19 protein-coding genes and 1 riboswitch are annotated in these 19,375 nt (G+C 47.2%); of the genes, 2 read left to right on the top strand and 17 right to left on the bottom strand.

Annotated elements, in window-relative coordinates:
• Positions 1 to 6 precede the first annotated feature (6 nt).
• The 3 genes from C1710_RS07375 to C1710_RS07365 all read right to left on the bottom strand — a co-directional run bounded on the left by C1710_RS07375 (position 7) and on the right by C1710_RS07365 (position 1,573).
• The gene (locus C1710_RS07375) at positions 7 to 579 is read right to left on the bottom strand and encodes an ECF transporter S component (protein WP_102281477.1); all 573 of its coding nucleotides are present in this window, start codon (positions 577 to 579) and stop codon (positions 7 to 9) included.
• A gap of 93 nt (positions 580 to 672) precedes the next feature.
• Positions 673 to 792, bottom strand: a riboswitch (FMN riboswitch).
• 81 nt (positions 793 to 873) lie between these two features.
• The gene (locus tag C1710_RS07370; RefSeq protein ID WP_102281475.1) at positions 874 to 1,200 is read right to left on the bottom strand and encodes a branched-chain amino acid transporter permease; all 327 of its coding nucleotides are present in this window, start codon (positions 1,198 to 1,200) and stop codon (positions 874 to 876) included.
• On the bottom strand, positions 1,190 to 1,573 hold the full coding sequence (locus C1710_RS07365) for a hypothetical protein (protein WP_235857989.1): 384 nt from the start codon (positions 1,571 to 1,573) through the stop codon (positions 1,190 to 1,192). The genes C1710_RS07370 and C1710_RS07365 overlap by 11 nt, the downstream gene beginning before the upstream one ends.
• Before the next feature lie 155 nt (positions 1,574 to 1,728).
• Here C1710_RS07365 and C1710_RS07360 point away from each other — a divergent pair, with 155 nt between their 5' ends.
• Positions 1,729 to 2,652: an IS30 family transposase gene (locus C1710_RS07360; RefSeq protein ID WP_102279266.1), complete on the top strand. Its 924-nt coding sequence runs from the start codon at positions 1,729 to 1,731 to the stop codon at positions 2,650 to 2,652.
• On the opposite strand, the gene C1710_RS08365 is transcribed toward C1710_RS07360, so the two are convergent.
• Positions 2,636 to 2,815: an AzlC family ABC transporter permease gene (locus tag C1710_RS08365; RefSeq protein WP_235858014.1), complete on the bottom strand. Its 180-nt coding sequence runs from the start codon at positions 2,813 to 2,815 to the stop codon at positions 2,636 to 2,638. The two genes, C1710_RS07360 and C1710_RS08365, sit on opposite strands and share 17 nt — an antisense overlap.
• A 94-nt stretch (positions 2,816 to 2,909) precedes the next feature.
• On the opposite strand from C1710_RS08365, the gene C1710_RS07350 reads away from it, so the two are divergent.
• Positions 2,910 to 3,608 carry an aminotransferase class I/II-fold pyridoxal phosphate-dependent enzyme gene (locus C1710_RS07350; RefSeq protein WP_102281470.1) on the top strand — a complete coding sequence of 233 codons (699 nt, stop codon included), beginning with the start codon at positions 2,910 to 2,912 and terminating at the stop codon, positions 3,606 to 3,608.
• A gap of 197 nt (positions 3,609 to 3,805) precedes the next feature.
• On the opposite strand, the gene pgmB is transcribed toward C1710_RS07350, so the two are convergent.
• The 13 genes from pgmB to C1710_RS07285 form a co-directional block, all read right to left on the bottom strand.
• Positions 3,806 to 4,465 carry a beta-phosphoglucomutase gene (gene pgmB / locus C1710_RS07345; protein ID WP_102281468.1) on the bottom strand — a complete coding sequence of 220 codons (660 nt, stop codon included), beginning with the start codon at positions 4,463 to 4,465 and terminating at the stop codon, positions 3,806 to 3,808.
• Positions 4,466 to 4,477: 12 nt separating this feature from the next.
• Positions 4,478 to 6,733 (bottom strand): glycoside hydrolase family 65 protein, encoded by a 2,256-nt coding sequence (locus C1710_RS07340; protein WP_102281465.1) that lies wholly within the window; start codon positions 6,731 to 6,733, stop codon positions 4,478 to 4,480.
• A 53-nt stretch (positions 6,734 to 6,786) separates the two neighbouring features.
• A complete protein-coding gene (locus C1710_RS07335; protein ID WP_102281462.1) occupies positions 6,787 to 8,133 on the bottom strand; it encodes an SLC45 family MFS transporter in 1,347 nt (448 codons plus the stop codon).
• Between the two features lie 135 nt (positions 8,134 to 8,268).
• Positions 8,269 to 9,189, bottom strand: a complete 921-nt coding sequence (locus tag C1710_RS07330; RefSeq protein WP_102281460.1) for a LacI family DNA-binding transcriptional regulator — start codon at positions 9,187 to 9,189, stop codon at positions 8,269 to 8,271.
• 18 nt (positions 9,190 to 9,207) lie between these two features.
• Positions 9,208 to 9,924 (bottom strand): pseudouridine synthase, encoded by a 717-nt coding sequence (locus C1710_RS07325; RefSeq protein WP_102281458.1) that lies wholly within the window; start codon positions 9,922 to 9,924, stop codon positions 9,208 to 9,210.
• The gene (scpB, locus tag C1710_RS07320; protein ID WP_102281456.1) at positions 9,896 to 10,528 is read right to left on the bottom strand and encodes an SMC-Scp complex subunit ScpB; all 633 of its coding nucleotides are present in this window, start codon (positions 10,526 to 10,528) and stop codon (positions 9,896 to 9,898) included. The genes C1710_RS07325 and scpB overlap by 29 nt, the downstream gene beginning before the upstream one ends.
• Entirely contained in the window at positions 10,512 to 11,294 is a 783-nt protein-coding gene (locus C1710_RS07315; RefSeq protein WP_102281454.1) for a segregation and condensation protein A, read from the bottom strand. The genes scpB and C1710_RS07315 overlap by 17 nt, the downstream gene beginning before the upstream one ends.
• Positions 11,245 to 11,646: a reductase gene (locus C1710_RS07310; protein WP_102281452.1), complete on the bottom strand. Its 402-nt coding sequence runs from the start codon at positions 11,644 to 11,646 to the stop codon at positions 11,245 to 11,247. The genes C1710_RS07315 and C1710_RS07310 overlap by 50 nt, the downstream gene beginning before the upstream one ends.
• Before the next feature lie 24 nt (positions 11,647 to 11,670).
• Positions 11,671 to 12,588: a site-specific tyrosine recombinase XerD gene (gene xerD / locus C1710_RS07305; protein WP_102281450.1), complete on the bottom strand. Its 918-nt coding sequence runs from the start codon at positions 12,586 to 12,588 to the stop codon at positions 11,671 to 11,673.
• Entirely contained in the window at positions 12,581 to 13,474 is an 894-nt protein-coding gene (locus C1710_RS07300; RefSeq protein WP_102281448.1) for a CvfB family protein, read from the bottom strand. The genes xerD and C1710_RS07300 overlap by 8 nt, the downstream gene beginning before the upstream one ends.
• Before the next feature lie 116 nt (positions 13,475 to 13,590).
• A complete protein-coding gene (locus C1710_RS07295) occupies positions 13,591 to 14,268 on the bottom strand; it encodes a type 1 glutamine amidotransferase (RefSeq protein WP_102281445.1) in 678 nt (225 codons plus the stop codon).
• Between the two features lie 142 nt (positions 14,269 to 14,410).
• The gene (gene pyk, locus C1710_RS07290; protein ID WP_102281443.1) at positions 14,411 to 15,832 is read right to left on the bottom strand and encodes a pyruvate kinase; all 1,422 of its coding nucleotides are present in this window, start codon (positions 15,830 to 15,832) and stop codon (positions 14,411 to 14,413) included.
• A gap of 128 nt (positions 15,833 to 15,960) precedes the next feature.
• Entirely contained in the window at positions 15,961 to 19,332 is a 3,372-nt protein-coding gene (locus C1710_RS07285; protein ID WP_102281440.1) for a DNA polymerase III subunit alpha, read from the bottom strand.
• Positions 19,333 to 19,375 lie beyond the last annotated feature (43 nt).

The following is a 19,375-nucleotide window of genomic DNA, read 5'->3' as shown; positions in this document are numbered from 1 at the left end:
CCTGCCTTATTTCAGCCGCCCACTCACTCGTGATGGCAAGTGGACATAAATGAGATCGGTAACGACTACTAACAAAAGTCCCTTTATCAGGTTAAAAGGAACTACTCCCATAACCACTAGTTTCACAATCGGTAAGGTTGGTTGCCAGGCCCACAGTTTCATATATAGTGGTGTCAGAACCCACCAGTTAGCCAGTGCCATCAGAACTGTCATCAGCAAGACACCCACTAACGAGCTCAACCAGAAACGCTTCTGGGAGTGACTGTCCTTCATCAGCCACCCAAATGGCAACAACAACGCCACTGTTGCTAAAAGGTCGCTAAACGATCCCAACAATGTTCCTACTGACAACCCATTAACTAACGCATGGAGGACAGCTTTCACCACTGCCACCGCCAGGCCAGTTAGCGGTCCGTCAATGAGAGTCGCAATCAAGACAATGACGTTAGAAAAATCTACTTTCAAGTACGGGACAACGGGAATTACCGGGAACTCAAACAGCATCAAAATAAAACTAAGGGCGCCCAGGCAGGCCACAATAGCCAAACGGTGGGTTTTCAACGACGACTTGCTTTTCATCAAAATAACCTCCCTGAGGTTATCTTCAGGTTTGCTAAAAAAGGCGCCCCGAAATACTTCAGGACGCCAGGTTGACCATCTCAACCATTATTTAGCAATCTTCTGCATACCAGACTTTACTGTCGGCACCCGGAATTTCACCGGATTCTACCGCGAACGCGGGTTGCGGGCTATACCGCCGGTCGGGAATTTCACCCCGCCTTGAAGATAAACCTATTAAAATTGCCTTAACCATAGCATACTTTACAATTAACCTCAACCATTTCGCAGTTCGGAACACCATCTTTCCTTGTGTTACCCAAAGCAATGAAGGAGAACAATGTACGTTCCCGTTCCCACTAAGATTGATAATGGCATGTTGCCTTTCCAAAGGTGAAGCCCCAGGGTTAACAGCCCGGCCAAAAGAGCGATTATCCCCTTCGTCGGATCTAAGAGTGAAAAGTGCCGATAACAATAGACAACCAGAACACCCATCAGGGCTGCAGGAAGAAAACGGCCCAATTGTTCCAGATACGGTGACATTGAATCTGATCGATTAAAGATTAGAAAAGGAAGAAAACGGGTTGCCATTGTTGCGACTGCGGCAATTACAATTGAGATTATCTGTTGGCTAATTGTCATTGTTCACCATCCCTTTCTTCCAGAAATAACTGATTGTAAAGATAAGTAATAACAAGAGAAGGGTTATTAACAAGAATGTATCTGGACCGCAGACTACTAGGCTAATCACCGTCATAAGTAGTCCGATAAAGGCGTTTTGTCGTGAATGGACGGACTTTAGCTGTTCGGTGAACAGCACAATAAATAAAGCCGTCATTACAAAGTCCAGTCCCTGAACGTTTAGTTGAACCAGACTGCCAAATAACCCACCGAGTCCCGCACCCAATACCCAACTACAATAATTAAAAATGGTGACATAAAAGTAAACGTAGTTTTTATCCAAATTTACGGGAACTTTCAAAGTAGCATTCAGCGAAAAAGATTCGTCACACATCCCATAAATCAAAAAAGGCTTGAGCCTGCCACTATTTGAATATTTTTTTAACATGGCAAATTGTAAAATTTAAGTTGAACATTTAAGTGGACAGAAAAACCCATCAAGGTCTTTAATGGTGCTACCACAACATTCCATTAGAAAGAAGGACCTTTATGGGCACCACTATTTTATCATTCCAGAACCGCGTTGTCATTGAAACGTTTCATAATGAAGGACGTTCCTTACGATACATCGCTAATTACTTAGGCTTTAGTAAAACCACAGTCTTTAACGAACTTCACCGGCTAAATAGTGAGTACCGGGCTGAGCTAGCGCAAACTGACTTTGAACGCAAGGTTAGTCAACGGGGGCGGAAGTCTTCGCTCACTAAAAACCTTAAACACTTGATCGAAGAAAAGATTCAAGTCCAGAAGTGGTCCCCTGAACAAGTTGCCCATGTGGTGGGGATTGCCTACAAGACGGTCTATAACTGGATTGATCAAGGATGGCTTGATGTACAGTTACCCGATTTGCCTGATCATGGAATGCGTCGTCATCGTGCTAAAGAAAAGCGTGGTACGTTCAGTCACGGCCGCTCCATTGAGGAGCGTTCTCATAAAGTCGAAACTCGCCAGGAATTCGGCCACTTTGAAGCTGATACCGTGCTTTCTGGCAAGCGTAAAGGTCAAGCTGTGGCTACTTTTGTGGAGCGTAAGAGTCGCCTGACAATTGTTAAACGGCTCCATGGCCGCGACAGTCAGTCCATGACTCAAGCCGTACTTGAACTAGCTAGTCAACTTCAAGACAAGCTCAAGACGCTGACCGTGGATCATGGTAAAGAGTTCGCTAACTATCAGACAATTGAACGGCAAACTGGTACTCCGGTTTATTTTGCCCATGCTTATTCACCACATGAACGCGGTAGTAATGAAAACCGTAATCGAGTTTTGCGACGGTTTATTCCCAAGGGACAAGCCATTGAAGAGTTGAGCGATCGCCAGCTGGTTCAAATTAATTGGTATCTGAATTCCCGACCACTTAAATGTCTTAACTGGCACACACCAATCGAGATCTTCTTGCTTAATCTACGTCACTAAATTCGTTCAAGTTATTTCTTGCAATCTGCCACATTGTAATACCATAAAAAATATGCCGTGAGTTAACTAGGAGGGTCAAGATCAGTACTGTCAACGGTTGAAAATGCTGCAATAATAAATTGCCAATAATAAATTCAACTGAACCGACAAAAATGTTAGGCATTTGTTTAGTAGCCATTGCCAATAACGATGAAGGTATGCTGCCAGCTGATTTGGAACGAAGCTGTAAAATCAACAACATTAGTGGACTTTACCTCATGCCTGAGTATCAAAATCCGACAGGAACCATTATCAGTACAAAGCGCAGGCAAGACCTTGCAACAGTTGCCAAAAGATTCAAGCTCCAAGTAATTGAAGATGATTACCTTAGTTTTCTGAACTATTACAATTCAGAACATCCACCAAAACTTTTCCAATTGTTACCTCAACAAACATTTTACGTTTGCAGTATGTCAAAAACGATTGCTTCAGGGTTAAGAATTGCTTACCTCGCTTTTCCTTCTACAGCAACCACCCAGATTGAAAACAGCTTTTTTAATATCAGTGTTAAAACGTCCACGCTAAACGCAGCCATTGCCACCACTGCTATTCAAACTGGAATTGCTGCCAAGATTATTCAAGAGAAGCTGCAGGCAGCCACCGCAATGAACCGTCAATTTAATGCCATCTTCCCTGCGGCTCCCAAAAACCAGCTTACTAATCTGGCGTTTTTCCGGCGCTTACCGCTAACCGGATCAGCAAAGACAGGCAAGGAAATTGAGCAGGACTTATTGAAACTCCACCTGCGTTGCTTTCATTCAGACCGTTTTACTACCGTTGCCAATCCTGATAAGCAATTCTTACGGGTATCACTCTCAGCCACCAACTCGATTAGTGAATTAAAAACCGGCTTGCTAAGATTAAAGCAGTACTTAGTAAAACAGCGTCTCATTGGTTCGCAACGCTGCTTTAACTGAAAGTCTATTACGACAATAACTAGGTATTCATCTCCAACTTGAATTTAATAAACTGCATAAAACCCAGTGGTGACCAATATACATTGTTGTCAATAGTTAACTCCCAATATAAAAATACCCGTAACGTCCTGGCAAAGCCACGCGCTACGGGCATTTTCATCTACCGACGTGTTGAAACGGCATCACCGTTAACACTGTTATTTTAACTCCATCAATTTTTCCAGGGTCACATCAACAGTGGAATCAAAGCGAACGTCGGCACCCGTTAAGCTTCTCCCGATACCGATGGACAGTTCACCAGCACCATTGATTGCTTCAATGCCTGCTTGCGCGTCTTCAACCCCCGCCACTTCTTCTGGCGGCAACTTTAACAGTTCTGCCGCCCGTAAGTAAATTTCAGGGTCTGGCTTACTGTGTGACAGGGCCGCCGGGTCCACGATCCCCATAAAGTAATCACTTAACTGCAGGTATTTCAAGACTTTCGGGGCGTTTTTAGAAGCTGACGCCAATACCAGCAGGTAATCTTTTTCCCGTAACTCGTCCAAAAAGCTCTTCATCCCCGGCAAAATGTCCTCAGGTGTGAGGGTTTCAACCAACCGCAGATAATTATCGTTCTTGGCCGTTGCCAACTGCACCTTTTCTTGCTGACTGTACTCATTCTCGTGTCCGCCAGCTTTTAGAATCATTTCCAGCGAATCCATCCGGGACACACCCTTGAGTCCGTCAGCCAGTTGCGAGGTCCACGGTGTCCCCACTTTGTCAGCTACTTGGTGCCAAGCCTGACCATGAAAACGAGCAGTATCGGCAATGACACCATCAAGGTCGAAAGCAAAGCCGCGAATCTTATCAAACTGCATTGTTAACCCTCCCTATTTTAATTCAAAGTTTTTGCCAGCTAAATCGATAGTCAGCGGTTCACCGCTAACGAGTTTAATGTGAGTGCCAACCTGATCTACGCGAACTTCAAGCACGCGGCCACGGAAGCTCTGCCGGAACTGGTAGGCTTGCCATTTTTTCGGTAAGAACGGTGCGTAATGAAGTTGGCCATTACGAACCCGCATTCCGGCGAAGCCCTGGACAATATCTAACCAGCTACCAGTCATCGAGGTAATGTGGAGCCCGTCAACCGTGTCGTTGTTGTAATTGTCGAGGTCGAGCCGGGCTGACCGTTCGTACAGTTCAACCGCCTTGTCTTCCTTACCCAGGTCAGCAGCAATTATTGAGTAAATGGAACTCGACAGTGAAGACTCATGGACGGTGTATTGCTCGTAGAAGTCAAAGTTATGTTCCTTTTGCTCCGGTGTGAAGTCGTCAATAAAATCCCAGATCCCCTGAATAACGTCACCTTGCTTAATATATGGCGAACGCAGGATCTTGTCCCAGGACCAATGCTGATTCAATGGCAACTGGTCTGCCGGAATTTCTGACACCGGTTGGAGATCTTTGTCTAAGAAGTCATCATCCTCAACAAAGATGTCCCGCTCAGCATCATATGGCAGGTACATGTTGTCAACAATACCCTTCCAGCGATGTTTTTCATCTGCACTGACCCCCAGCTGGTTAGCCGTCTGATCGTCAACCTCTGCCAAAACTTCCAACGTGTATTTCAACGTCCACTGGCAAAGAAGGTTTGTATACCAGTTGTTGTTGGCGTTGTTCTCGTATTCATCTGGTCCGGTAACACCATGTAGCATGTAGGCGTTCTTCCGCTGCGAATAGTGAACGCGGTCGGCCCAGAACCGAGAAATTTCTACTAAGACCTTGGCACCCTCATGGAGGACGTAGGACTTGTCGCCGGTATAGCGGGTGTAATTGTAAATTGCGAAGGCAATGTCCCCGTTTCTGTGAATTTCTTCGAAGGTGATTTCCCATTCATTGTGACATTCAATCCCGTTGAAAGTTACCATTGGGAACAGTGCCCCTGCCAAGCCTTGCTGGGCGGCGTTCACGTAAGCACCATCTAATTGCTGGTAACGATACTTAAGCAGGTTTTTGGCAACCTCCTGATCAGCCACGCCGAGATAAACCGGGAGACAGTAAGCCTCGGTGTCCCAGTAAGTGGCACCACCGTACTTTTCACCGGTGAAGCCCTTTGGACTAATATTAAGTCGTGAATCATTACCGTAGTAGGTTGAAAAGAGTTGGAATAAGTTGAAGCGAATCCCCTGCTGTGCCGCATCATCTCCTTCAATAATCACATCAGACTTTGCCCACCGGTCGGCCCATGCCTTGCTATGTGCAGCTAATAAGTCATCAAATGACTGAGCGTCTAGTTTGTCAGCCAAGGCTGTTAAGTGTTCTGCAATTGCTGCCTGGCTGTCAAAATCCCGTGAAGTTGCAACTAGCGACCGCTTTTCAATCACAGTGGACTTGCCTGCCGCCAGCTCACCAGCAAACTGGTTACCAACCAGTTTAGCTGTCTGTTGCTGCCCTTGTTCTGGCAAATCAGTCTTCGTTGTGGTCCTCATCCCCACAGTAAACTGCGGAGTACCGAACGGGTTCGGTTTAGTTTGTGAAAACAGTTGAGCATGGTGGACGTCCACCTCACTGGCCAACACGTTCCAGAACTGTTCATCGTAGTTAGAATCCTGGTTATAAACGTCGGCATCAATTTGGGTCTCAACTGCCAGCTTAACCGGTTGGTCGCTGAGGTTTTTAATGGTCAACCGCTGGCCGACTAATTCCTTATTGACAATCGAAACAAAACGTTCAAAACAAAATTGGACTTGAGCGTGCCCAATCTCGACAGTAAAAATCCGGGTAAATGTCCCTTTTTTCATATCAAGGTCCAGGCTAAAGTCAGTCGGTTGCTGGTGGGCTAAGTCTAATTGTTCCCCATTGACCTTAATTGTCATCTTCAAGAAGTTCACCGCGTTGATCATCTTCCCAAAGTATTTCGGGTAACCATTTTTCCACCAACCGACACGGGTCTTATCAGGGAACCAGACACCACCGAGGTAAACCCCTTCGAGCGTTTCGTCTCCCGAATATCCTTCTTCATAAAAGCCACGCATCCCCAGGTTTTCGTTGGCCAAACTAGTCATTGATTCCTGAAGTCGTTTGTCTTCTGGAGCCCATTGGCTTGTCTTAACGTGCCATGGTGAGATATCAAAAGTTCGTTTCATAATAATTACTCCTTTACTTTTTTGTCATGGATTAACTACTTTTTTGTCATGGATTAACGGACATAAGTTTCGTGAATAGTAATCACCGAGACTGCACTCAGCACCATTGCCACTCCAGCTGCCAAAAACATGTGCGCCTGGGAGTTGCCAAGTGCCGGGAATAGTGCAAAGCTCAGCAAAGAGGCAACAATTTGCGGCAGACAGATGGATCCGTTGAATAATCCGAGGTAAGTCCCCATGTGTTTACCGCTAAGGGCATTCGTGACAATCGTCAACGGATAAGTATTCATGGCTGCCCAGGCAACGCCAGCTAAGGCGTAAGAGAGAATCAACAGGTACTTATCAGTGACGAAGAAAACTGATAAGAAACCAACGGCACCGATCAGTAAGCTACCGGCATAGCCCAGCTTATGGTACTTATTCGGAACCTTCGCTAAAACGTACGACCAGATAACCGCTGCGATTGATTGAATCGCTGCTAAAACCCCGTACCAGTTACCAGCTGCCTGGTAGCCAGCAGAAGTGACATTGGTCGTCTGCCAAACGTTTTTTGCAATGGCACCAACTGAATAAGTCCACAGGTACTGAAAAGCAAACCAGCTAAACAACTGAACGAGTGATACAGTCCAGAAAGCCTTGGGCGCATTTTTAAGCAACTTGAACATGTTGCCGCCCTCTTCGTTATCCTCTTCTGAAATACCGTGGTACTTAGCGTATGTTTGCGGATCATATTCGTGGACCTCTTTAATCGTAAAGAGGCTGGTAATCACTAGTAATGCGGCACCGGTGTAAAAAGCGACTTTGACAGACATCGGGACAACACCCTTTTGGTCAGTATTACGAATCCCGAAGTAGGTAAAGAGGAACGGCAAGATTGCCGCTAGGACTGCCCCGGTGTTAGACAGAAAACTCTGGATCCCGTAAGCATAACTTTTCTGATTATCATTAACCATGTCGCCAACCATCATTTTAAACGGTTGCATTGCCACGTTAGACGAAAGGTCCAATAAGGCAACAGTGATTGCCCCAAACAATAGCGCAGCAAATGATCCGTAACCGAAGCCAAGGCTGCCAGAATTTGGTAGCAAGAGCATCACAACCACCGCCACAATCGTCCCCAAAATCAAGTAAGGCAAACGCCTCCCACCAAGTTTAGGAAGCCACGTCCGGTCAGAATAATAACCAACTAGCGGTTGAACAATCAGTCCTGCCAGTGGCGGCAGAATGAAAAACCAACCAAGATTGTTAGGATTAGCCCCGATCGTCTGAAAAATCCGACTCATTTGTGAGCTTTGCAGGGTAAAAGCAGTTTGAACACCCAGAAAACCAAAGTTCATCATCCAAATAAAACGCTGGCTTAGTACTGGCAACCCCGCTGGTTGTCCCGTTTGTTCAGTCATCACGCACACTCCTTTGAAAGCGGTTCATTTGATTGCCAATAATATAACAGAATATTTCTATTTGTGCAACCGTTTGCACAAATTTTAATAAAAAAGCTTGCCACCTTTTCAGTAGCAAGCCCTAATCCGCTATTATCAGCCAATAATTTTGAAATCCACTAAACGATGATTAATCGCCGGCTCAAAAAGTAAATCTACTGCCGCACTACCAATGGAGCGTGGCACTAAGTCGACCTTCATCACTCCTGGCATGATCATGCCTAATAAACGAGAATTATTAAAGCAAAGCGCAGGTAACGACGAGAATTGCGGGTGGGTCGTCACAAAATGCAGGTAATTGACGTCGTCACTAGCGATCAAAGAATCAAATTTTTGGGCATCAACCTCTTGGACACTGTCGATCGCTACTTCCTGTGCTGGCAGGCTCAATTCTTCCATCCGTTGTCGATAACCAGCCAATCTTTGCTCCTCATATGGCCAACGCTGCGCGGAACTAACAAAAAGCGGCCGACTAACAACCTTTTGTTTCATTAACAATTCTGTCCCCCGGTACCCTGCCAGGCGGTTATCACTGTCAACGAAACGATCACCTGCTTGTCCCGGCTGGCCGATAATCACGAAGTCTAAATTCTGTTTTCGTAAATAGTCGATTACCGGGTCTTTTTTTAACGAATAAAACACCAGTAATTTTGTCACGTTAGCGTTTTCTACCAGTGACTTCACATGGTTTAGCAATTCGTCCGTCGTTTGGCCGATGGCAACCGCCATTTCATAATGGTGCGGGGCTAACTTAGCGGCAACGCCCCGCATTAAGTCCAGGTGGAAAGGGTTGGCAAATGCCCCTTCCTCGGTGACTGGGAAAACCAACCCGACAATATTACTCTTGCCACTAGTTAAGTTTTTGGCGGCGTAGTTGAGACGATAACCCAACTTAGCGGCAGCTTGGCGAACCCGTTGACGTGTCGCGTCACTAATTCGTGGATTATTATTTAATGCCCGTGAAGCTGTCGATACCGAGACACCTGCTTGACGGGCAACATCCTTAATGGTGCTCATTAACTTTCACCACTCTAACTAAAGCTCACGAAGGTCCCGTACTTCTGCAGTCCGCAACGGCCGAAACTCACCACTGGCAAGTCCTGACAAGTCTAAGAAGCCGTAACTTTCCCGGTGAAGTTTAATAACCGGATGACCAACCGCTTCAAACATCTTTTTCACCTGGTGGTAGCGTCCCTCGTGAATCGTAATTTTAACCCGGCTCGTTTTTTTAGCCCGGTTTGTTTCCACCAGTCGTGGATGGCTCTCCCGCGTCATTTTCCCATCAATCTTGACTCCCCGCCTTAATGTTCGTAAGTCGTTGTTAGTAACTAAACCGCGAACTTTGGCAATATAGGTCTTATTGATTTCAAAACGTGGGTGCATTAGCTTGTTGGCCAGGTCCCCGTCGTTGGTCAGCAGTAGCGCCCCGGTCGTGTCATAATCTAGCCGACCCACCGGGTAAATTCGTTCGTCAATCCCCTCCTTTTTAAGCAAGTCAACTACCGTTTTGCGGCCGTGTTCATCATGAGCCGATGAAATAACTCCCCGCGGCTTATTCAGGAGAAAATACTCGTGCTGCTCCTTTTGAAGCGGGACACCATCCACAGCCACAACATCATTGCCATCAACCTTTGTTCCTAAGGTGGTTACCTTCTTACCGTTGACGGTCACTCGTCCTTCTAAAATAATTTGTTCACTGTGCCGCCGTGAAGCCACACCAGCTTCAGCCATTACCTTTTGCAGTCTTTCCATTGCCCTGTTCTTCCTCTCGTTCTCGTTGTTGTTCCTTCCGTTGCAGTGCCCTCATAAAGATATCACCATCAAGGTCATCAGTCGTCAGCTGCTCAGTTAGTGGCGGCAGCTCTTTTAGCGAAGACAGACCAAAATAGTCTAAAAAAGCCGTCGTGGTTGCGTACTGAAAAGGTCTGCCTGGCGCGTCCAACCGGCCACTGGTCGTTACCAACCCGCGAACGATCAATTTTTGAAGCGAACCAGAACTCTGTACTCCCCGAATGGCATCAATTTCAACTCTCGTAATTGGTTGCTTATAGGCCACAATGGCAAGCACTTCAAGGAGAGCGTTCGTTAGTGGAACGGTCAGTGGTACTTCAAAGTAATGCTTAATCACTGGTGCAAGATGGCTCTTGGTTGCTAATCGATAAGTATTCCCTGATTTCAGCAGCACTAGCGCACAGTCAGAATCATGCTCATACTTCTGCTTTAACCGTTCTAATAATGTTGAGACAGCTGGACGCATAAAGCCGGTCAGTTTAGCCAGGTCACTGAGAGTAATTCCCTCATCACCACTGATAAAAAGCAGTCCTTCAATGACCGCTAAATTACTCTGCTCTGCCATGGTGCTCTCCTTTCTTGGGACAAAGACGAACGATTAGGGGAGCCAGTGGGCTAGCCTGACTGACTAAGACGTGACCATGTTTGCACAAATCCAAAAGAGCCATAAACGTCGTCACCAGGTTTTCCTTACTAATGTCATCTTCAAATAAGTCAATAAACCGTTGCGGGCCCGCTTGCAACTGTTGGGTGATTGCGTGAAGACGCTGCTCCACAGTGACCCGTTCTCGGCTGACCGTTTCTTCGAGCGGTTGCTTCAGCTGATGTCGTTGAACAACTTTTTCAAATGCCGCTTGCAACTGGTTGAGACTAACTCCTGGCGCCACTTTGGCACTAATCATTTGCTCAGGTACCGCCATTGCCGCCCGGCTGAATTCTTGCTGGCGAAATTCTTCCTTATCCTTCAGCTTAGCAGCAGCATCCTTATAGCGCTGATATTCCAGTAATTGTTCCACCAGTTCCTGCCGCGGGTCTTCCGGTTCCATTTCTGGTTCATCATCTACTGGTGGTGCAGGTAGCAACATTTCACTCTTGATTCTCATTAAAGTAGCAGCCATAACAAAATAGTCTCCGGCAACTTCTAAGCGGTGCTTTTTCATCGAAGCCAGATAATCCATGTACTGGCTGGTGATCAATGCCACCTGAATATCCTTAATGTCCATCTCATTTTGACGAATTAGGTGGAGGAGGAGGTCCAAGGGGCCTTCAAAGTCTTCTAATTTAATCGTCGGCTGAAACGGGTGTTTCACGATGACTAGTTTGTCGTTCATGCAATTCCTTCTCCCAGTTAGTGATTAATGCCTGGTTAGTTAAGGTGCCAACTACCCGCTTATCCGGATAGCGCGCCGCAACTGCGTCCAACAGTGAGTAAATATTTCGCCCTGTCCGCTCGCTCGGTGTAAATGACAAGCGTCGTACCAAGACATAGTCATTCCCAACTTCCAAGATAACGACGCCGATAAAATGGCCCCCTTCAGGGGTTTGCCAAAGAAAAATGGGGTGGTCATCAGCGGTTGACCAAAAAATCTCGTCATGGAGTCGTTTGACGTTATTTAAGGACGGAATAAACGATAATAGTCCCATTACTATTTTCTGGTAATCCTTCCGGTACTTCACTAACATCCTGAACACCTCTTTATTACTATCCTAAGCACGCGGGTGGTATTTTTGATAAACAGCGGTCAACCGTTGCTTAGAAACATGGGTATAGATCTGCGTAGTAGCAATATCGGCATGACCTAACAATTCTTGAACGACCCGCAGGTCTGCGCCATGCTCTAGCAAGTGAGTTGCAAAAGAATGGCGAAGCGTATGCGGGGTGACATCCTTGGTGATTCCTGCGGCCAATACGTCTCGCTTTAAATTCTTCCAAACTCCCTGACGGGTCAATTGACGACCATGGGCGTTTAAAAAGACCGCCGTTGAAAACTGCTTTTTTAATAATTGCGGACGAACCTGTGTTAAATAACGTTGCACCCAGTCACTCGCAATGTCGCCAACGGGGATGATTCGCTCCTTGTCGCCCTTCCCCCGCGGCTGGATCAACCCAACAGCTAAGTGCAATTCCGTCATCGTCAGGTTGACTAATTCACTCACCCGAACACCAGTGGCATACATTAATTCCCACATTGCCCGGTCACGGATACCAAGGGGAGTACCCGTATCTGGAACAGCCAGCAGTCGGCTAACCTCCGACTCGCTTAGTACCGTTGGCAGTTTTCGGCGCCCTTTTGGTAACTGAACGAGTTTCATCGGGTTTTCACTAATCAACTCTTGGCGTGAGAGGTAGTCGAAAAACTGCCGCAGTGAAGAAACCATCCGCGATTCAGTTTCCGCTGCCCGTCCCTGGTTTTGCATGCTAGCCAGCAGTGATAGGACAGCAAAGCGGTCAACATGTTGCCAGTCACTAATGCCGTGTTGCTGCCAATAGGTTGCAGCTAACCGCAAATCCGACCGGTAAGCGTCCACCGTGTTCGCCGATAAGTTACGTTCAACCGCCAGATAGTTAGCAAAATCTCCTAACTGGTCGCCATAAAAGGTTTTTAACGGCTGATCATTACTCATGCTCCTGGTCCTCCTGGTTGCCGACCAACCGGAGTTGACCACCACGCTGGGTGATTAACTTTGCCTTCAGCAAGTGGCCAACTGACCGTTTAAACTGGCCCTTGGAAATACCGAGAAGCGCTTTAATATCCGCCGGTGATGACTTATCACTAAGCGGCATCGTCCCATCAACACTATGGTGTAGCATCGCCAGAATCATTTGCGAATCGTCATCAATTGCCTGGTAACCCCGTGGTTTAAGAGAAAGATTCAGTCCCCCGTGATTAGAAAAACCAATAACTCGCGCTCGCAACACCTGTCCCAAACGCGGTTCTGCATCGCGTTCACTCGGGTGAATAAAACCCAGTTGGTAAGTATCCGTGATAACGTGTGTCCCATTTAACTTCACCTGGGTGACCGTGGCTTCCACGTTAGCGTTCATCTGTTGGCGCTGCGGTTTCTGCGCAATGACCTGGAACAAATCGGGGGTTGCTAACTGCCCCCAAAGACGGTCGTGGTCATCGACCTTTAAGGAAATCATCAAGCGATCGCCCTTTTGCGGCCAAAGGGTTTTCATTGCTGGTAAATCATCCAGCGAAACAACCATATCCTTATTTGTTAAGCCCACGTCGACAAAGACGCCGAGGTTGCGGCGAACCCCCACTACCGTCCCAAAAGCATAGTGGTCTACCCGCACGGCAGGAATATGCGCACAAGTCATTTGCCGCTGGTGGTCTTCGTTTTCGTAAACAAAACCGCGGACCGATCCGCCAATATGAAGGACCTGCGGACTTTCTTCCTTCAATAACCGGTATGTTTGTCCGTTCCGTGATGGCTGAACAAAGTAATAGTCCTCATTTTCGTCGATCATTACGGCGTCGACAACTCGCCCCAGTTCTTGATTCATCAGCCGTCCTCCTCTATCATTCCTAAACTACTTCATTTTACACGTCTCATCAGGTTATGCCAAGAAGGTGAAGATAAGAAAACCGGGCCCGCAACGCAGCCCGGTCGGCTAAGCCATTAATCTTGTGAATCACTGATGAAGTCCAACATGTCGTAAATTGCCTGCTTATTTGCCGCCGGCACACCTTGAGAAATGATTTCTTCACTGGTTTGGTGAAGGGCGTTGCCAACCAACGGGTATTGGTAATCATTGACCGCAATCTCGCGGACGTTATCGAGTTCTGGTTCCAGGTGAAACTGAAGACCGATGACATTATCACCTAAGAGGAACCCCTGGTTAGTCAATAAGTCACTACTAAAGAGCAACTGAGCTTCTTTGGGAAGCTCAAACATTTCCTGGTGCCAGTGAAGAGCAGTTAATTTTGCCGGCAGCTGTGCGATAACATTGCTTTGCCGGTAAACTGGTGCCCAGCCAACCTCCTTATGTGGGGCCCCTTTAATTTCCGCACCAACTGTCTTGGCAATTTGTTGTGCGCCAAAACAAGCACCAAAGAGAGGCTTATGCGTATCAAGCAATTGCTGAATTAACTGCCGTTCTTGCTTAATCCAATCGGCGTCATCGTTTGGACTCATCGGCCCACCGAGAACCACTAACATCCCCGTTTGAGCAGCCGTTGGTAAAACACCAAACTGGTAAGGGTGATAGATAAACAATTCATGGCCGCGTTGGTGTGCCCACTCAGCAACTGACCCGGGTCCTTCGTTGGGCGTGTGTTGCAAAATATTAATTCTCAATGACAGTCCTTTCCATCGACGGCAATGTTGGATTAGGTATCGCCTGCAAGTACCCAAGATAGTGCTATTATAAACGATCTTCTTCAAGCAACCAAAAAAGACGGTTGGGTTAGCCAGCCGTCTTCACATTCTTTGCGGGTAACTACTTAATTTCCTGAATCCGCATCAGGTTAGTAGTCCCCTTCTTACCAACCGGCAAGCCGGCAACAACAATAATCTTGTCGCCAGTCTTGACCAGTCCTTCATTCTTAGCCACTTGGCTGGCCTTTTCAAACATGTCGTCAGTATCAGCTGGACGCTGAATCAGAACCGGGTGAACACCCCAGTTAACAGTCAACCCCAGTTGAACCCGTTCATCAAAGGTCAGTGCCAAGATATCAGCATTCGGCCGGTACTTAGAAATCATCCGTGCCGTGTAGCCAGAAGCAGTGGCAGCAACAATGGTGTGAATACCAAGGTCCTTAGCAGCACGAGCAACGGCAGAACCAATCGTTTCAGTAACGTCCGACTTATCAAAGTCAAAAGTTTCAGTCCAGAAGTCGCTCAGGTGATTTTCAGCCTTGATGTCGATCCGGTTCATCGTTGCAACAGATTCCACTGGGTATTCCCCGTTAGCACTTTCACCTGACAGCATTGTTGCATCCGTACCGTCAAAGATAGCGTTGGCCACGTCAGAAACTTCTGCACGAGTCGGCCGTGGGTTTTCCTGCATTGAATCCAGCATTTGAGTAGCAGTAATTACCGGCTTGCCCAGCATGTTGCACTTGCGGATCAGGGTCTTTTGAACCAGCGGAACGTTTTCCGCCGGAATTTCAACACCCATGTCACCACGAGCAACCATCAAACCATCAGAAACCTTGATGATTTCGTCAAAGTTATCGATGCCTTCTTGGGATTCAATTTTCGGGAAGATTTGGACATCTTCCATGTGCTTTTCCTTCAGCAGAGCCCGGATATCCAAAACATCTTGTGGCTTACGAACAAAGGATGCTGAGATAAAGTTAATCCCGTGGTCACAACCAAAGCGAATATCACTGCTATCCTTTTCAGTAATCCCTGGCAGGTTGATTGAAACACCTGGCGCGTTAACCCCCTTGCGGGAACCCATCACGCCATCGTTTTCGGCAACCGTAACTAATTCCTTGTTAACATCGTCCTTTTCAACGATCTTGAAATCGAGCAAACCATCGTCAACCAGGACATGGCCACCCACGTGGGTGTCATCGTACAGGCCCGGGTAAGTAACAGCAATCTTATCCTTGGTCCCTTCCAGGGAATCATCCATGGAAATCCGCAGCTTGTCACCAGTGTGGAACTCAATCTTCCCGTCCTTTTGAACGGTCGTCCGAATTTCGGCACCCTTAGTGTCAAGCATAATGCCGACCTTCTTGCCGGTAATTTCTTCAGCCTTGTGGACGTTCTTCAGCCGTCCCAGGTGTTCAGGGTGATCACCATGTGAGAAGTTAAAACGGAAGATGTTGGCCCCGGCGTTAATTAACTTAACGATCGTGTCCACATCAGTACTTGCTGGTCCCAGAGTGCTGACAATCTTTGTCTTTTTCATAATCGACATCTCTCCTTTGATTGTATCAATCGGGCGGTAGCAAACCACCAATTACACTGCTATCTTAACACTATTTATCAGCCCTGTCCGCCTTAAAATTAGTGGAAGCGCTTTTATTAATTAATGATTTATTTATGCCCTGATTGTTGCTGTAAGAACACATTTTTGCTACCAAACTGGTCTGCCAATTGAGTACGAACGGCATCATCTGCGCTAAGGTTTTGTGCTGGTGGTTGCTGGTAAGTTTTTCCGCTTGCCGCGTAGTAGACAACAACCGGACAATCACCTCCGTGGTGCTTGGCAATAGTTGTTAAAATTTGGTTCACGTTACTCATTGACTTGCCATCGATCACCTTAATGACCCACCGTTGATACGCGCTGGCTACCAGTTGGCCATTCAACCGGTTGGCGGCGGCCAGGCTGTTAGCGATCACTTGCATTTGGCCGTTGCGTCTTTCAACCTTGCCATCAACCACCAGAACGCTTCCTTCGCTTAAAATGTCCTGATACTTGGCAAATTGTTTTGGAAAGACCGTTACTTCTAAGGAGCCACTAGTGTCACTGGCGGTGAGGAAAGCCATTTGTCGTTGATCGCGACGAGTAGTAACTTGTCTCATCCGTGAAATGAACAAGACGAAAGTGGTACTTTGACCAGGATGAGCATCCACTACCTGACTGGCATGGATTTTCACTGCCAGCTGATGATAAGGGGTCGTCGGGTGTCCTGAAAGGTTTAAGCCCAATAGTTCCTTCTCAAAATTAAGTCTGGTAACCAACGGGTACTCCGCGCTCTCGGGCAAGGTGGTTTCAAAATCACTCCCCAAACCAAGTTGACCAAGGTTAATCCGTCCCTGGCCACTATCTTCGTTTAATAGGTCCGGTAGCGACTTGACCATCTGCTGACGGTTATATTTCAAGTGGTCGAACGCACCTGCTTTGATGAGGGATTCAACACTTGCCGCCGGAATGTTGCCGCGGATACTTAGTCGGCTCAAAAAACTGGGAAGATCTGTAAAGGGGCCGCTAGCTTGCCGTTCCTCAACAATCTCACCAGCAAAATCGCGACGCATTCCCTTGATCTGCGCTAATCCGAAGTAAAGTTCATCCCCGCGCCTACTAAATTCTACTTGGCTGAAATTAACATGGGGCCCATGCACCTTAACTCCCCGTCGTTGTGCTGAACGAACATACTCACGAAGTTTATTAATGGAAGCCGCTTTGCTTAACAATGCAGTGTAGAATTGCGGAGCAAAGTGGGTCTTCAGGTACGCGAGCTCAAATGCAAATTTTGTATAAGCCACGGCGTGTGAATGATTAAAACCATAATTAGCAAACTGATCGATGTAGTTAAAGGTCGCTACTGCCACTTCCTGGCTGTAACCCTTCTTCAATGCCCCAGCAATAAACTGGCGGCGCATTTTTTCCATGACACCCTTTTTCTTTTTGCTCATCGCGCGTCGCAATATGTCGGCCTGTCCCAGGCTAAAGCCAGCCATAGCCGCCGCCAACTGCATTACCTGTTCCTGGTACACCAGAATTCCGTAGGTCGGTGCCAAAATTGGCTTGAGTGACGGTGCTGGCAAGCGATATGATTCTGTCCCACGCTTACGGGCAATGTAGTGGGGAATATTTTCCAGCGGTCCCGGACGATAAAGGGCATCGACCGCGACAATATCTTCAAATTTTTCTGGATGCAGATCAACAAGCGTTTTCCTAATACCAGCCGACTCAAACTGAAAGATACCTGCAGTAAGCCCCTGTTGAAACAGCCGGAGTGTTTCCTGATCGTTCAAATCAATGTCATGAATTGACAGCTCTGGTTCATCTTGATGAACATCAGTTACCGCCTGCGCCAGGATGGTCAAATTACGGAGACCCAGGAAGTCCATCTTCAATAGGCCGACCCGTTCAACTGTCTCCTTCGCATACTGAGTGACTAATAAACCGTCGTTGCCCGCTGCCAGCGGAACAATCGAATGAAGGGGTGAAGACGCTAGCACCACCCCGGCAGCATGGACAGACGTTTGTCGGGGCAAGCCACTTAACTGACTTGCCACCTTCCCAAGCAACTGCCCCAGTGGGGAGCCATTAACCGCTGCCTGTAGCTGGGGCGAATGCCGGAGAGCATCATTAAAATTATTCACTCCTCCAGGAATCAGCGAAGCCCAATCGGCAATTTCATACTTGGCATAGCCCAAAACCCGCGCAACGTCACGAACCACTTGTTTTGCTCCCAGCGTGCCAAAAGTGATAATCTGTGCTACCCGACGGTGACCGTATTTTTGGTGAAGATATTGAAGAACCTCCATTCGCCGGTCGTCAGGAAGGTCTAAGTCAATATCTGGCATCTGTTTTCGCTCGGGATTCAAAAAACGTTCGAACAGCAGGTTAAACCGTAGCGGGTCAACTTCGGTGATCCCTAGGACGTAAGCAACGAGTGAGCCAGCTGCGGACCCCCGGCCGGCATCCGTAAAAATCTCGTGTTGCTTGGTATAGGCCATAACGTCGTGGACAATAAGAAAATAGTCATCAAATCCTAATTGATTGATAATCGCCAATTCATGATCCAATCGCTGCCGATAGCGTCGCGGATCAATCCGTGATGCCGGATGACGCTTTTCTAACCCCTTTAAACATAATTGGCGAAGGTAAGCTGGCGAGTCCAACCCGTTGGGAGTAGGAAATTGTGGAAGGACCGGTGGTTGAAACTGAAGTTGCACCTGACAAGCGTTAACAAGCTCTTCACATTGGGCTAGTGCATCAGCTAATCCCGCCTGTTGGTAGTCAGTAATAAGCTGCTTAACGGTTGGCAGAAAGTACTTGCCCTTCTTTTTTGCCTCTTCAAGAGGATTCGCAATAGCAGTATTTTCAGCAATGTGATGAACTGTTTCGTATGCAAAACGATCTTGTGGATCCAAATAACGGACTGACGTTGCAGCAATCAAGGGCATATGGTAATGTTTTGCTTGCTGGATAATCGTTGTCCGCAAGACATTCGACAGGTGGGGAGAAATCCCCATCAATAAATGACGGTCATCGACAACCTGACGCAGGCTAGCCAACATATCAACCGAACCATAATTTCCCGCAGCAAGTCCAACGCTATCTGTTGGCAAGACGACTGTAAACAGGTCTGACAAATAAGTCTTGATCTCGTTGACGGTCAACGGGTGTTGTTGCCCTGCTTGCTGAGTTTGTTTCATTGACGACAGAATCATTAAGTGCTGATAACCGGTCGAATTTTCCGCCACGAAAACTACTGGCAAAATATTATTACCGGCATCCCCAATGGCTAAGTCTAAGCGCAAGGCCAGCAACGGCTTGATTCCGGCCGCTAAAGCTGCCTGGTAAAACTCAACCGTTCCGTACATCACACCATGGTCGGCCAGCGCCATTGCCGAGTACCCCCGTTGCTTTGCTGCAGCAACCAGTTTTGCCGGAGTGAACAACCCGTCCAAGAGGGAATACGAACTGGCGGTATCTAGTGGAACCACTGGCATTGTGTCTGCTCCTTTCATCAGTATTATGTGCTAAGTTTATCAC

Source organism: [Lactobacillus] timonensis (assembly GCF_900240275.1).
GTDB classification, from domain to species: Bacteria; Bacillota; Bacilli; order Lactobacillales; family Lactobacillaceae; genus Limosilactobacillus; species Limosilactobacillus timonensis.
The sequence above is the reverse complement of the archived record's forward strand: the minus strand, read 5'-3'. Positions and strand labels throughout refer to the sequence as shown.